The sequence below is a fragment of the Methylobacterium sp. NMS14P genome (assembly GCF_028583545.1).
Classification (GTDB): domain Bacteria; phylum Pseudomonadota; class Alphaproteobacteria; order Rhizobiales; family Beijerinckiaceae; genus Methylobacterium.
In genome coordinates this window covers 1,151,559-1,165,654 of record NZ_CP087106.1, presented here as the reverse complement: position 1 = coordinate 1,165,654, position 14,096 = coordinate 1,151,559, and the positions used below count along the sequence as shown (strand labels likewise).

The window sequence follows — 14,096 nt, the reverse complement described above, 5'->3', positions numbered from 1 at the left end:
GAACCGTCCGCGCTGGATCGGCCGGGATGGCTGCCGGACGGGCGCGGCCTCGCAACCTGACGGATTATTGCGGCGGCCGTGAGGCTGCGCGGCCGGGCCGCCGACGGTCCCCCTCAGGCCGCCGGCGCCGGCTCCCGCTCGGCATCGGCCGGCACGGGGACGATGACGGCGCTGTTCTCCACGGCGATCACCGCGTCGAACGGCGCGGCGCTCTCCGCGAGTCCCGTCTCGGGCAGGCAGACGATGAGGCCGCGCCCGGCCCGCGCCTGCCGCAGCTGGGCGAGGCGCTCGCGCGCGCCCTCGGCCTTGCGCTCGTCCATCGCCACCGCGACCACGAGGATGTCGGGGTCGCGGGCGAGGCACCTGCTCAACTCGATCGCCACCCGCTCGCGGGCGTTGATCGCGCCGTCCGCGAGCGCCCCGGTGCTCGGCTGGATCTCGACCCTGCTGTCGAGGCCGAGGCCGTAGACCGACGCCTCGAGGCCCTCGTCGGCCAGGACCCGGCGCACCAGTTCGCGCACCCGCGGCTCGGCATTGGCCTCGCCGAGACTGATCCGCCCGAACAGCAGGTTCTCCTCCAGGCTCGCGGCCGGGTTGACCCGCGAGGGGTCGTGGAACACCACCGCGCCGGCGAGGTGGGGCGGCAGCATCCGCGCGAAGGACCGGCGCGCCTGCACGAGGCGCTCCTCGAACAGGCCGTCGATCAGGCCGAAGCGGTGGCGGGCCTCGTTGTAGCGCAGCGCGAGGCCGATCAGCCGCGTGCGGTCGCGCTGGCCGGCCGGCCCCCGGCGCAGGCTCGCCGCGCCGGGCAGGCGTGCCACGAGATCCTCGAAATAGCCCCGCTCGGCCGCCTGGAACAGCGAGTAGGCGTCGAACAGGGGGTGGTCGTTGGGCAGGTCGGCGAAGATCTCCACCGTGCTGCGGGCCACCGACAGGCCGATCTCGGTAAGCGGGCGAACCAGCCCCTCGGCCTCCAGCACCGCCCGCAGGTAGGGGTGGCGGGCGAACCGCAGGGGCGCGAAGGTGCCGCCCACCGGCTCGCCGAACAGGATGTTCTCGCCGATGCTGGCCTGGTTGTTGTAGCGGTCGGGATCGAAGGGCTCGACCAGGCGCTCGGCCCCCTTGGCGGCCAGCGCCACCCGCATGGTGCGGCGCGCGGCGACGATCGCGGCGGCGAGCCGCGGCTGGGCGGCCGGATCGAGCCGCCCGGTCAGTCCGCGGGCGTACACGAAGCCGTCGAGGCCGGTGAGCCGGCTGATGCCGATCAGCGCGATGTCGTCGGGCGCGGTCGCCGTATCGGTGCCGTAGAGCAGGTTCTGGCGGAGGGAGCCCTCCATCAGGATCGCCTCGCCCGACGTGAAGGCGATCCGCCGGGCCCGCTCGGCGGCGTCGAAGTCGCGCAGGTCCGTTCCCGCGTAGGTGACGGCCCCGGCCGTCGGCTCGACCTGGCCGGCCAGCACCGCCGCCAGCGCGCGGGCGCCGCTGCCGCGGTCGCCGGTGATCGCCACGTGGCCCGGCATCGACACGGCCACGTCGACGCCAGTCAGGCGCTCGCCCGTGGCCGGGTCGAAGGCGCCGACGCCCTCGGTGGCCAGGATCCCGGACCGGGGCAGCGGCAGGGCGGCGGACCCGGTGCGGGCGGTCCGCGCCCGCCGCCCCTCGAGGGCCGCGATGGTGCGGGCGAGATCGCGGAGGCGCGGGCGCACCGACCGGCGGACCATCCAGAGCCGCGCGCAGATCGCTGCCAGCCAGCCGGCGAGGCCGAAGGCGCCCACGGCCGCCACGAGGGCGGCCGGATCCACCGGGGCCGCGGGCGGCTGGCCCGGCCCCGAGCGCCAGAGCGCGGTGCCGGCGGCGATCGCCGGCAGGATCACCGCCAGGGCCAGGGCCGGCGCCCGGGCATAGGCCAGCCGCGCCTCGGCCCGCCCGACATTGGCCCGCATCGCGGCGACGCGGGCGGCGATGCGTTGGCGCTCGATGGCCGCCGCGCCGTGGTTGCGCACGGCGGGCAGCCGCCGGACGAGGTCGTTCAGGCTCTCCTCGGCGCGCGCGCTCGAGCGCAGGCGCAGCTCCTGCCGGTCGCGCGCGCGCTCGAGCACCAGCCCGTAGGCGAGGCCGATCGCCGCGAGGCCGATCACCGCCGCGGGGACCAGTCGGGGCGCGGCGAGCGCCGCGAAGCCGAGCGCCAGGATCAGGGCCGCGAGGGTCATCGCCGGCAGGACGATGCCGGCCGCGAGCAGGCGGTCGGCCCGGGCCAGCACCTCGCCGACGATCCGGGTGAGGCCGCGCGCCTCGTCCCGGGCGCCCGCCGGCGCCTCGAGGATCGCCCGCAGCACGCCCTCGCGGACGGCGTCCCCGGCCTTGTTCTGCGCCTTGAAGCACAGGCGCGCCACGAACCAGCCGACACCCGCCAGAGCCAGGGCGCAGACCGCGATGCACAGGAAGGCCGTGAGTTCGAGTTCGGCGGGTCGCATCGGGATGCCGGGGACGAGCACCAGTTCCCGGCCCGGGAGTTCCGCCGCCACGCGCAGGAACGGGAGCACCGGCGCCTCGTCGCGCGGCAGGACCGCGATCAGGTCGCGCAGGCACAGGAGCGCCAGGGCGCAGAGCGGCGCGCCGATCCCGACCGCGAGGGCCGCCGCGACGGTGTGCTGAGGCCGCGCGGCGCGCCACGTCAGGAGGAGAGGATCGGATTCCATGCGTCTCCGGACAGCATCGGGGGGGCGCCGAAGCCCGCGGCATAGGCCTTCACGGCTGCGGCGGAAAGGGTGGCCGGCGCGGCCCGGCCCCGTGCGACATGTCGGCAGAACTGATTCAAGTTCTAGCCCTGGTCTGGAAGCGCTCTAGGTTGAAATCGGTGCGCGCGGCTCGATCCCGGAGACCGCCGCGAGGTCCGGTCGCCGCGTCAGCTCGGGCCGCATCGCGTGGGCATGCCGGCGCAGCCGATTCCGGCCGGGACCAGAGGATGGGGTGACGCGTGCGGCGACGGGCTGAGCAGACCGAAGGGCCCGGCCCCGCCGGCTCGACGTCCGGGACGGCCTGATGGCGCAGCTGTTCACCCCCGGCGCCGACGCGCTCTACCGCCTCGCGCTGATGACCGGCGTGGCCTGCTTGGTGGGCGTCCCGGTCCTGGCGGCCGGGATCGTGCGCTCGAACTACGTCACGGGTGTCGGGGTCGCGCCGGCCCAGCCGCTGCCGTTCAGCCACAAGCACCATTCCGGCGAGCTCGGCATCCAGTGTCGCTACTGCCACACCACGGTCGACCGGGAAGCCACCGCCGGCATCCCGCCGACCCACACCTGCATGACCTGCCACTCGCAGATCTGGACCGGCTCCGAGATGCTCAAGCCGGTGCGCGACAGCTACGCGCAGGACAAGCCACTCGAATGGAAGCGGCTGAACAAGCTGCCGCAATACGTCTACTACAACCACTCCGTCCACGTGACGAAGGGGATCGGCTGCTCGACCTGCCACGGCGACGTCACGTCGATGCAGATGACCTACCGGGCCAACGCCTTCGAGATGCAGTTCTGCCTCGATTGCCACCGGGCCCCGGAGAAGTACGTCCGCACGCCGGATCAGGTCTGGAACATGACTTGGAAGCCGCCGGCCGATCAGGCGACGCTGGGCCCGAAGCTCGTGGCCCAGTACCATATCCGCGGCGGGGAGCGGCTGACCGAATGCGGGATCTGCCACCGATGACCGGCGCCCCCGACATCGCGGCCCTGCGCGAAAAACTCGCCGGCGGCGACGGACCGCGCTTCTGGCGCAGCCTCGACGCCGTGGCCGACAGCCCCGAGTTCCGCGCCTATCTGGCGGCGGAGTTCCCGTCGGCGTCCCGGCTCGCCGCCGCCCCGGAGCGGCGCGGCTTCCTTAAGCTGATGGCCGCCTCCTTCGCGCTGGGCGGCCTCACCGCCTGCGGCGGGGGCAGCGGCCGCGACTACGAGGTGCCCTACGTCAACCAGCCCGAGCGGATCGTGCCCGGCACGGACCTGTCCTACGCCTCCTCGGCGGTGTTCGACGGCTTCGGCAACGGCATCCTGGTCACCACCCGCAACGGCCGCCCCCTGAAGATCGAGGGCAATCCCGAGCATCCCTGGAGCCGCGGCGGCACCGACGTGCTGGCCCAGGCCTCGGTCCTCGGGCTCTACGACCCGTTCCGCTCCCAGGCGGTGCAGCATCTCGGCAGGCCGAGTTCCTGGGCGGCCTTCCGGGCGGACCTGCAGGGCCGGATGCCGGGCTGGCGCGAGAGCCGCGGCGAGGGTCTCGCCCTGCTCACCGGCCCGGTGACGTCGCCCGGCGTGGCCGCGCAGATCGCGCGGCTGCGGGCCGCCTACCCGGCGCTCCGCTGGTACACCGGCGCCGGCGCCGATCGCGGTGGGATCTACGAGGGTGCGCGCCAGGCCTACGGGCGGCCGCTGGAGACCATTCCCGATTTCGGCCGCGCCCGCACCATCGTGGCGCTGGACGGCGATTTCCTGGACCTCGGGCCCGGCCAAGTCGGCCTGTCGCGGCGCTGGAGCGAGGCGCGGCGCGCGGCCTACGCGGAGGGCCGCCTCCTCACCCTCCACGCGGCGGCGCCGACCCCGACGCTGACCAGCGCCAAGGCGGATCGCGGCCTCGTGGTCCCGGCCGGCCGGCTGGAGGACGTCGCCCGGGACCTGCTCGCCCTCGCCGCGGGCGGCGCGGCGCCGGCGGGCGACGACCCCGTCGCGCGCTGGACGCGGAATGCCGGGACGGCGCTCACCGAGGCCCGCGGGAGCGGCATCGTCACCGCCGGCCTGACCGCGAGCCCGGAACTGCACGCGCTGGTCCACCGCCTCAACGGCGCCCTCGGCAACACCGGCACGACCCTGGTCCACACGGCGCCCGCGGAGGAGACGGGCGCCGGGACCCTCGCGGAGCTCGCGGAGGCCATGGATCGGGGTGCCGTCAAGGTGCTCGTCGTGCTCGGCGCCAACCCGGTCTACGAGGCGCCGGGCGCCCTCGATTTCGCCGCCCGGATGGCGCGCGTGCCGCTCAAGATCCACGCGGGGCTCTACTACGACGAGACCGGCGCGCATGCCGACTGGCACCTGCCCGCCGCCCATCCGCTGGAATCCTGGGGCGACATCCGGTCCCTCGACGGGACGGTGGGACTGATCCAGCCGACCGTCGCCCCCCTCTACAACGGCCGGACGCTGCCGGAGATGCTGGCCTTCCTGGCCGGCGGCGAGGCTGGGGAGAGTGGCCAGGACACCCTCGGCCTCCTCAAGGCGCAGGCGCGGAGCGCCGGCGAGGACGACGCGGCCTTCGAGGCCCGCTTCACCGAGGCCCTGCGCCTCGGCTTCTGGGCGGACAGCGCGCACACGGCCGAGACCGTCGCGCTGACGCAGGACGCTGCGCCTACGCCGTCGTCCACCCCGGCCTCGTCTCCCGCGCCGGCCGTCGACGGGGTCGAGGTTCTGTTCCGGCCCGATCCGACGATCTGGGACGGCACCCACGCCGACCTCGCGTGGCTGCAGGAGCTCCCGAAGCCCATGACCAAGGTGGTCTGGGAGAACGTGGTCGCGGTGAGCCCGCGCCTCGCCGAGCGCGCGGGGATCGCGACGGGCGACATCCTGCGGGTCGAGGAAGGCGGCCGCGCGGTCGAGGGGCCGGCCTGGATCCTGCCCGGCCAGGCCGACGCCACCGTGACCCTCACGCTCGGCTACGGCCGCGACGTGCCGGACCACCTCGCCCGCGGCCTCGGCTACGACGCCGCGCCCCTGCGCCCGGCCGGTTCGACCTGGCGGCTCGCCGGCGCCCGGCTGACGAAGACCGGCCGGCAGCGCAGGCCGGTGACCACCCAGCACCTCGGCACGATGGACGGGCAGGACCTCGTGCGCGTGCAGGCGCTCGGCGCCGCTCCCGCGGGCGACCCGAAGGGCGCGCCGACCCCCGCCTCGTTCTACCCGCCCCCGGAGAGCCAGGACCGCTGGGTCGCGGCGCAGTGGGGCATGGCCATCGACCTCGACGCCTGCATCGGCTGCAACGCCTGCGTCACCGCCTGCCAGGCGGAGAACAACATTCCGGTGGTCGGGCGCGAGGAGGTCGCGCTCGGGCGCTGGATGGGCTGGCTGCGGGTCGACCGCTACTACGCGGGCGACCTCGACGCGCCGACCACGCATTTCCAGCCGGTCCCCTGCATGCATTGCGAGCAGGCGCCCTGCGAGCTGGGCTGCCCCGTCGAGGCGACGCTCCACGACAGCGAGGGCCTGAACCTTCAGGTCTACAACCGCTGCGTCGGCACCCGGACCTGCCAGAGCTACTGCCCCTACAAGGTCCGGCGCTTCAACTACCGCGACTATACCGGCGGCATGACCCCGGTGGAGCAGCAGCAGCGCAATCCCGAGGTCACGGTCCGGTCCCGCGGCGTGATGGAGAAGTGCACCTACTGCATCCAGCGCATCACGGCGGCGCGGATCACATCGGCCAAGGACGCCCACGCGCCGATCCCCGACGGCGCGGTGGAGACCGCCTGCCAGGGCGCCTGCCCGACCCGGGCGATCACCTTCGGCAACGTCGCCGACCCGGGGAGTCAGGTCTCGGCCGCCCGCCGGGACACGCGGGAATACGCGCTCCTCGGCCACCTGAACACACGGCCGCGCACCACCTACCTCGCCGGGCTCGCCCCCGCCGCCGATCCCAACGGACGGGAGGGCTGAGCATGTCCGGCGCCCTGATCCGGCCCGACGCGACCCTCCCGGGCATCGGCGGCGCGGTCGCGGAGATCCCGCTGACGCATCCCGGTAACCGGCGCTGGTGGATCGCCTTCGCGGGGGCGGCCGCGCTCCTCGGCCTGTTCGCCCTCACCCTCGGCTACCTGCTCTACGCCGGCCCCGGGATCTGGGCGAACAACAACGCCGTCGTCTGGGCGCTGGACATCGCGAGCTATGACTGGTGGATCGGCGTCGCCTCCGGCAGCCTGCTGGTCTCGGCGATCCTGCTCCTCCTCGGCGCGGAGTGGCGAGGGGCGGTGAACCGCATCGCCGAGACCCTGGCGCTGCTCGCCACCGCGGCGGCCGGGCTCTACCCGATCATCCATCTCGGCCGGCCGTGGTTCTTCTTCTGGAACCTGCCCTACCCCAACACCTACAATCTCTGGCCGCAGTTCCGCTCGCCGCTCCTCTGGGACGCGATCGACATCGTGTCGTTCCTGGTGATCTGCGTGAGCCTCTGGTTCATCGGCCTGCTGCCGGACCTCGCGACGCTGCGCGACCGGGCCCACGTCGAGGCCCTCCGCCAGTTCGACGTGAAGGCGCCGACCCGCAAGCTCGCCCGCCTGCGCGCGCAGGTCTACGGCATCCTCGCCTCGGGCTGGCGCGGCTCGGCGGCCCACTGGCAGATCTGGGTCCAGGCCTACCGGACGGTGGCGCTGCTCGGCGTGCTGCTGGTGGTCTCGGTCCAGACCGGCGCCTCGGTGATGCTGGCGGGCTCGCTGATGCCCGGCTGGCACAGCACGCTGCTGCCGGTGAGCTTCCTGGTCAACGCGGTCTATTCGGGCGTCGGCGTCACGGCGGTGATCGTGATGCTGATCCGCCTCGTCTACGGCCTCGACGCCCTGGTGACCGACCGGCATCTCGACGTGCTCGGGCGGCTGCTGCTCTGCCTCGGCTGCGCCAGTGCCTATTGCTACGCGGCCGAGTATTTCGACACGTTCCTCAACGGAGACGCCGAGGGGCGCGGCGTCCTGGTCCGGCGCATGACCGGCGACCACGCGCTGGTCTCCTGGACGGCGATCCTGTGCCTCGGCCTGCCCGCGCAGATCCTGTGGTCCGCCCGGGCCCGCACGGCGCCGCTCGCCATCGCGACGGTCGGTCTCCTCGTGGCGATCGGCGCCTATGCCGACCACGTCATGGTCCTGGTCGTCACCCTGACCCAGGACTTCCTGCCCTCCTCGAGGCTGCCCTACACGACCGACATCTGGGGCATCGCCACCTTCGCGGGCTCGATCGGGCTGTTCCTGACCCTGCTGCTCCTGTTCCTGCGCTACCTGCCGGCCGTCTCGATCGTCGAGAGCCGCCGCCTCGCCCTGACAGTGTCGCCGGCCGCTCAGGAGGCCGCCCGGATGGCGGCGTCCCGGGCCACGGGCCGCCCGGAGGAGAACCCGGTCACCGCGCCCCTGTGGGGCGTGTCGGCGACCTTCGCGAGCCAGGGCGACCTCGCCGCCGCCCTCCAGGCGGTGTCCGGGATCAGCCCGGACCAGGTCCATCTCGACGGGCACGGCCCGGTGCCGATGCCCCGCACCCTGCGGCCCCTCGGCCTGGAGGGGCGCTCGATCCTGCCCTACGCCCTCGCCGGGGCCCTGCTCGGCGGCTTCGGCTTCTTCGCGATGTGCGTCTACGCCACGGCCTACGACTACGTGTTCCTGATCGGCGGCCGCCCACGCCTGTCCTGGCCCTCCTTCGTGGTCCCGAGCGTCTCCTTCGCGATGATGGCGGGCTGCGTGGCGATCCACCTCGCGCTCCTCGTGCTCAACCGGCTGCCTCGCCTGAACCACCCGGCCTTCAACATCCCGGGCTTCCTGCGGGCCTCGGAGGACCGGTTCTTCCTCTCCGCGGAGGCGCGGGGCGACCGGTTCGACGCGGCGCGGATCGAGCGGCGGCTCGCGTCCCTGCCGGCCGAGGCCGGGCGCCCCCTCGAGATCCGGCGGATCCCGCGATGAGGCGCGCCGCCCCGCGCACCGGGCCGCGCGCCCTCCTCGCCTGCCTGGCCCTCGCGCCGCTCGCCGCCTGCGGCGAGGCCGACATGGCCGATCAGGCCCGGGCCAAGACCTGGGACAAGAACCCGTTCTTCCCCCGCGAGATCACCATGCGCCAGCCTGTGGCCGGCACCGTGCCGCGGCGCGATCCGGCTCGCGCGGCGCCGCAGCCGCAGACGATCAGCCGGGCGCTCCTCGACCAGGGCCGCGAGCGCTACGGCGTGTTCTGCACCCCCTGCCACGGACAGGATGGCCGCGGCGCCGGGATGATCGTGGCCCGGGGCTTCCCGCATGCCGGCGACCTCACCGCCGGGCCCGTGCGGGTGGCCTCCGCGTCGGACCTCTACGACGCGATCTCGAACGGCCGGAAGGCGATGTTCGGCATGGCCCAGATGATCCCCTCGGCCGACCGCTGGGCGATCGTCGCCTACGTCCGCGCCCTCCAGCTCAGCCAGGACGCCCCGGTGGCGAGCCTGCCGGCGGCGGATCGCGCGCGGCTGGAGGCGACGCCGTGAGGCGCCCCGCCCTGCTCGGCCTCGCCGGCCTCGTCCTCCTGGCCGTCTGCCTGATCGCGGGCGGCTGGCGCGGCGCCGCGGCCTCGTATCTCGCGGCGTGGCTGGTCCTCCTCGCCCTGCCGGTCGGCGCCCTGCCGGTGGTCATCGTCGCCGAGCGCTTCGGCAAGCGGGTCCGCGAGCGCGGCGGCGTGGAGATGCTGGCGGGTCTGCGCCGGCTGACGGCGCTGATGCCGGTCGCGGCCGTGCTGGCGCTGCCGCTCCTGGCCGCCGCGCCCCTGCTCTATCCATGGGTGAGCGCACCGGCCCGCACGCCCCTGGCCGCCCTGTGGTTCACGGTACCGTTCTTCGTGGTCCGGGTGGTCGTCTATCTGGCCGCCTGGACGTGGCTGGCGCTGCGCTTCGCCAAGCCCTTCGAGGCGCCCGGCGAGGGGCGGACCGTGCCGGCGGTGGGGCTGCACGCGGTGATCGGCACGCTGTTCGTCACCGACGTCGTCGCCTCCCTGGATCCGCGGCTCGATTCCACCCTCCTGGGCCTCCTGGTGATGACGGCGTGGAGCGGCCTCGCCTTCGCGGCGGCGATCCTGCTGGCCTGGGAGGAGCCGGAGCCCGTGGGTCGCGGCCGCACGGCCCCCGGCAGGGGCCGGCTCGTCCCCCTCGTCGTGCTCCTCGGCCTCTGGGCCTACATGCACTTCGTGCAGTTCCTGATCGTCTGGTCGGCCAACCTGCCGCCCGAGGTGGCGTGGTACTTCGCCCGCGGCGGCTGGGTCGGGCGGGCACTGGCGATCGTGGCCGGCGCGGTCGTGGTGCTGGCCGGGCTCGCGACCCTGCGACCGGGGCGCCCGACCACCCGGATCCTGGCCGGCGCGGCGCTCGCCGTCCACGCCCTGGAGATGTTCTGGCTGGTCACCCCGGCGGTGCGCGACCGCTTCGTTCTCCGGCCGAGCGACGTGCTGGCCGCCGGCGCCGTTTTCTGCCTCGCGGCCGCGCTGCGCCCCCTGATGCGTCCGCGCGCCGACCGCGCGGCCTCCGCGGCCCGCCGCGCCGGGAGGCCGGCATGAGCGCGGACGGACCCACCGGCCTGATCCCGGCGATCCTCGCCGGGCTGACCCTGCGCGGCAGCAGCCTGCTGAACGGGCGCCCGCCGCGCCCGGCGGCCAATTCCCAGCGCGATCCCGACGATCCCGGGCACGAGGTCAGCGACGTCGACGTCCGCAACACCGTGATGGTGATGGCGGGCCTCGCGCTCACTGTGCTGGCGGTCGTCGGCACGATGGTCTGGATGATGAGCACCTTCGCGGCGAGCCAGCGCCGGGCCCTCCCCGCCCTGACGCCCCAGCAGACGACGCGGCTGGCGCCGCCGCCGCCGAACCTGCAGGCCGATCCTTTCGCCGATCTCGACCGCGAGCGGGCCGAGACCGCGGCGCGTCTCTCCGGCTACGGCTACCGGGACGAGGCCCGCACTCGCGCGCGCATCCCGATCGGGCGCGCAATGGACCTGACGGTCGGCCGCTCCCTCGAACCGGTGGAGCCCGCTGCGCGATGACACCGAGCCACGATTCCCTCCAGCTCTGGCCCGCCGCGGTCTCCGCCACCGCGACCGAGACCGACCTGCTCATCCTGGCCTTCACGGTGCTGACGCTGCTGCTGACCGTCCCGGTCTTCGTGGCGATCACCTATTTCGCCCTGCGCTACCGCGAGGGCTCCGAGGCGGACCGGAGCCCCTCGGGCATCCGCTCGAACCTCATCGAGATCAGCTGGATGCTGATCCCGTTCCTGCTGACGCTGATCTTCTTCGTCTGGGGCGCGCGGCTGTACGTCCACTCGAAGAACCCGCCCCCCGACGCGATGGTGGTCGAGGCGATCGGCCGGCAATGGATGTGGAAGTTCCAGCACCCGACCGGCCAGTCCGAGATCAACAACCTGCACCTGCCGATCGGCCAGCCGATCCGCCTGCACATCATCAGCCAGGACGTGATCCACGCCCTCTACCTGCCGGCCGTGCGGATGCAGGTGGCAGCCCTGCCCGACCGCTACACCGACCTGTGGTTCAAGGCCGACAAGGTTGGCACCTACCACCTCTACTGCTCGGAATATTGCGGCACCGACCATTCGGTGATGGGCGGCGAGGTCACCTTCATGAACCCCGGCGACTACCAGGACTGGCTGACCCATGCCGGCGCGCAGCAGGGCAAGGTCGCGGCGGGCCGGGCCCTCTACGAGGCCTATGGCTGCGCCGGCTGCCACGAGCCCGGCTCGGCCGTGAAGGCGCCGAGCCTCGCGGGCCTTTACGGCAGCCAAGTGAAGCTCACCGACGGCCGCACCGTCACGGCCGACGACGCTTGGCTGCGCGAGAAGATCCTGAACCCGAACGGCGACCGGCTCGCCGGCGGCGGCAAGCAGGTCATGCCGAGCTTCGCCGGCCGGATCCCGGCGGATGAGCTTGGGACCTTGATCGATTTCCTGAAATCCTATTCGGCCCCGGCCGCCGGCAAGGCCGCGGACGCGACGCCGCCGGGAGCGACACGATGAGCGCATCGGGCAGCATCGGCGGCACCGCCCGCCGCGAACCCCACACCCCGGAATCCACGATCGGGCGCAAGCCCGATTACCTGCACGCGGAATCGACCCTGCGCTCGTGGTTCCTCACCACCGATCACAAGCGCATCGCGCTCCTCTACCTCGCCTCGATCACCGGCTTCTTCGTGATCGGAGCGGTCGCAGCGGGCGTGGTGCGCCTCGCGCTGATCGTGCCGAACGGCGCGATCATGACCAACGACACCTACAACAAGGCCTTCACCATCCACGGGGTGGTGATGGTCTGGTTCTTCCTGATCCCGTCGATCCCCGCGACCTTCGGCAACTTCCTGATCCCCCTGATGATCGGGGCCAAGGACCTCGCCTTCCCGAAGCTCAACCTGACGAGCTGGTACGTGTTCATGGCGGGCGCCCTGTTCACCCTGGTCTCGGTGGTGCTGGGCGGGGTCGATACCGGCTGGACCTTCTACGCCCCGCTCTCGACCGCCTTCTCCAACACCTGGGTGCTGCCGGCGCTGATCGGGGTCACCATCGTGGGCTTCTCGTCGATCCTGACGGGGCTCAACTTCGTGGTCACGATCCACACCATGCGGGCGCCCGGCATGACGTGGTTCAAGCTGCCGATCTTCGTCTGGGCGCACTACGCCACCAGCCTGATCTTCCTGCTCGCCACGCCCGTGATCACCACGGCGCTGATCCTGCTGATCGCCGAGCGCGCCTTCCACATCGGCGTGTTCGATCCGGCCTACGGCGGCGACCCGGTGCTGTTCCAGCACCTGTTCTGGTTCTACTCGCACCCGGCCGTGTACATCATGGTCCTGCCCGGCATGGGGGTGATCTCCGAGATCGTCCCGGCCTTCGCGCAGAAGAAGCTGTTCGGCTACCGCTTCGTCGCCTACGCGTCGATCGGGCTGGCTTCGGTGACCTTCTTCGTCTGGGGCCACCACATGTTCGTCAACGGCCAGAGCGACCTAGCCTCGCTGGTGTTCTCCGCCCTGTCCTTCGCGGTCGCGGTGCCCTCGGCCGTGAAGGTCTACAACTGGACCGCCACGATCCATAAGGGGGCGCTCCGCCTCGACACCCCGATGCTCTACGCGATGGGCTATATCGGCCTGTTCGTGCTCGGCGGTCTCACCGGCCTCTACCTCGCGACGCTCGCCATCAACCAGCACATCCACGCGACGTACTTCGTGGTCGCGCATTTCCACTACATCATGGTCGGCGGCACGGTGCTGGCGTTCCTGGGCGGCCTGCACTTCTGGTGGCCGAAATTCACCGGCCGGATGTACAGCGAGCCCTGGGGCCGGGTGTCGGCGCTGCTGATCTTCCTCGGCTTCAACGTGACCTTCTTCCCGCAATTCATCCTGGGCTATCTCGGGATGCCGCGGCGCTACGCGACCTACCCGGCCGAGTTCCAGCTCCTCAACGTCCTGTCCTCGGCGGGCGCCACGATCCTGGCGGCGGGCTACCTCTTCCCGATGCTGTACCTCGTCTATTCCCTGTGGTTCGGGCGGAAGGCGCCCGCCAACCCGTGGAACGCGAAGGGGCTCGAGTGGGAGACCTCGTCCCCGCCGCCGACCCACAATTTCCTGTCCCCGCCCGAGGTGCCGCGCATCCCCTACGACTACCCGATCCAGGCCCAGGAATCCCGGGACCAGCACGGATGAGCGAGCGGCTGGCCGACGGCGTCGGGGTCGCCCGCGCCGAGCATTTCGAGAGCGTCGCGCAGCAGCGCGAGGCGGCGACGCTCGGCATCTGGGCGTGGCTGATCACCGAGCTGCTGCTGTTCTCGGCCCTGTTCCTAGTGGCGCTGATCACCCGGATCCAGCACCCCGAGGCGACGGTCGCGGCGGCCAAGCACCTCAAATTCTGGATCGGCGCCACCAACACCGTGGTGCTGATCTGCTCCTCGCTCACCATGTCGATGGCGATCGAGTTCTCGCGGATGGGCTGGCAGCGCGCCATGGTCCGGGCGATGCTGGCCACCGCAGCGCTCGGCGGCCTGTTCCTCGTGCTCAAGGGCTACGAGTACTACGCCGACTGGGACGAGCACATGATGCCGTTCCTCAGCAATCGGCCCTTCGCGCTCGCCGAGACGCCGGCGGCGCGGCTGTTCGTGAACCTCTACTACGTCGCGACGCTGCTCCACGCGCTGCACCTGTTCACCGGTATCGCGCTCCTGCTCGGCATGACCTGGATGGCCGCGAAGGCCGGGTTCCTCGCCCGGCACCAGAACTGGATCGAGGTCTACGGGCTCTACTGGCACTTCATCGATCTGGTCTGGATCCTCGCCTTCCCGATCCTCTACGTGGTGAACCGGTAGG

General features: G+C 72.6%; 10 protein-coding genes. 9 read left to right on the top strand and 1 reads right to left on the bottom strand.

Annotated elements, in window-relative coordinates:
* Positions 1–113: 113 nt before the first annotated feature.
* Positions 114–2,699 carry an ABC transporter ATP-binding protein gene (locus LOK46_RS05485; RefSeq protein WP_273562842.1) on the bottom strand — a complete coding sequence of 862 codons (2,586 nt, stop codon included), beginning with the start codon at positions 2,697–2,699 and terminating at the stop codon, positions 114–116.
* A 343-nt stretch (positions 2,700–3,042) separates the two neighbouring features.
* Here LOK46_RS05485 and LOK46_RS05480 point away from each other — a divergent pair, with 343 nt between their 5' ends.
* Genes LOK46_RS05480 through LOK46_RS05440 form a run of 9 tightly spaced genes read left to right on the top strand, consistent with a single transcriptional unit; the run spans position 3,043 to position 14,095 of the window.
* Positions 3,043–3,702, top strand: a complete 660-nt coding sequence (locus LOK46_RS05480) for a cytochrome c3 family protein (protein ID WP_273562841.1) — start codon at positions 3,043–3,045, stop codon at positions 3,700–3,702.
* The gene (locus LOK46_RS05475; RefSeq protein ID WP_273562840.1) at positions 3,699–6,686 is read left to right on the top strand and encodes a TAT-variant-translocated molybdopterin oxidoreductase; all 2,988 of its coding nucleotides are present in this window, start codon (positions 3,699–3,701) and stop codon (positions 6,684–6,686) included. The genes LOK46_RS05480 and LOK46_RS05475 overlap by 4 nt, the downstream gene beginning before the upstream one ends.
* A gap of 2 nt (positions 6,687–6,688) precedes the next feature.
* Positions 6,689–8,686 carry a quinol:electron acceptor oxidoreductase subunit ActD gene (locus LOK46_RS05470; RefSeq protein WP_273562839.1) on the top strand — a complete coding sequence of 666 codons (1,998 nt, stop codon included), beginning with the start codon at positions 6,689–6,691 and terminating at the stop codon, positions 8,684–8,686.
* Positions 8,683–9,237: a c-type cytochrome gene (locus tag LOK46_RS05465; RefSeq protein ID WP_273562838.1), complete on the top strand. Its 555-nt coding sequence runs from the start codon at positions 8,683–8,685 to the stop codon at positions 9,235–9,237. Before LOK46_RS05470 ends, LOK46_RS05465 begins: the two co-directional genes overlap by 4 nt.
* On the top strand, positions 9,234–10,295 hold the full coding sequence (locus tag LOK46_RS05460) for a hypothetical protein (protein ID WP_273562837.1): 1,062 nt from the start codon (positions 9,234–9,236) through the stop codon (positions 10,293–10,295). Before LOK46_RS05465 ends, LOK46_RS05460 begins: the two co-directional genes overlap by 4 nt.
* Complete coding sequence (locus tag LOK46_RS05455; protein WP_273562836.1) at positions 10,292–10,780, top strand: hypothetical protein; 489 nt, start codon at positions 10,292–10,294, stop codon at positions 10,778–10,780. The genes LOK46_RS05460 and LOK46_RS05455 overlap by 4 nt, the downstream gene beginning before the upstream one ends.
* Complete coding sequence (coxB, locus tag LOK46_RS05450) at positions 10,777–11,766, top strand: cytochrome c oxidase subunit II (RefSeq protein WP_273562835.1); 990 nt, start codon at positions 10,777–10,779, stop codon at positions 11,764–11,766. Before LOK46_RS05455 ends, coxB begins: the two co-directional genes overlap by 4 nt.
* Positions 11,763–13,439, top strand: coding sequence for a cytochrome c oxidase subunit I (locus LOK46_RS05445; RefSeq protein ID WP_273562834.1), 1,677 nt, complete (start codon positions 11,763–11,765; stop codon positions 13,437–13,439). The genes coxB and LOK46_RS05445 overlap by 4 nt, the downstream gene beginning before the upstream one ends.
* Positions 13,436–14,095 (top strand): cytochrome c oxidase subunit 3, encoded by a 660-nt coding sequence (locus LOK46_RS05440; protein ID WP_273562833.1) that lies wholly within the window; start codon positions 13,436–13,438, stop codon positions 14,093–14,095. Before LOK46_RS05445 ends, LOK46_RS05440 begins: the two co-directional genes overlap by 4 nt.
* The last annotated feature ends 1 nt before the right edge of the window (position 14,096 follow it).

Excerpts from the sequence above, each read along its gene's own strand:
- LOK46_RS05485 (WP_273562842.1), bottom strand. The coding sequence starts at position 2,699 with ATGGAATCCGATCCTCTCCTCCTGACGTGGCGCGCCGCGCGGCCTCAG.
- LOK46_RS05480 (WP_273562841.1), top strand. The coding sequence starts at position 3,043 with ATGGCGCAGCTGTTCACCCCCGGCGCCGACGCGCTCTACCGCCTCGCG.
- LOK46_RS05475 (WP_273562840.1), top strand. The coding sequence starts at position 3,699 with ATGACCGGCGCCCCCGACATCGCGGCCCTGCGCGAAAAACTCGCCGGC.
- LOK46_RS05470 (WP_273562839.1), top strand. The coding sequence starts at position 6,689 with ATGTCCGGCGCCCTGATCCGGCCCGACGCGACCCTCCCGGGCATCGGC.
- LOK46_RS05465 (WP_273562838.1), top strand. The coding sequence starts at position 8,683 with ATGAGGCGCGCCGCCCCGCGCACCGGGCCGCGCGCCCTCCTCGCCTGC.
- LOK46_RS05455 (WP_273562836.1), top strand. The coding sequence starts at position 10,292 with ATGAGCGCGGACGGACCCACCGGCCTGATCCCGGCGATCCTCGCCGGG.
- coxB (WP_273562835.1), top strand. The coding sequence starts at position 10,777 with ATGACACCGAGCCACGATTCCCTCCAGCTCTGGCCCGCCGCGGTCTCC.
- LOK46_RS05445 (WP_273562834.1), top strand. The coding sequence starts at position 11,763 with ATGAGCGCATCGGGCAGCATCGGCGGCACCGCCCGCCGCGAACCCCAC.
- LOK46_RS05440 (WP_273562833.1), top strand. The coding sequence starts at position 13,436 with ATGAGCGAGCGGCTGGCCGACGGCGTCGGGGTCGCCCGCGCCGAGCAT.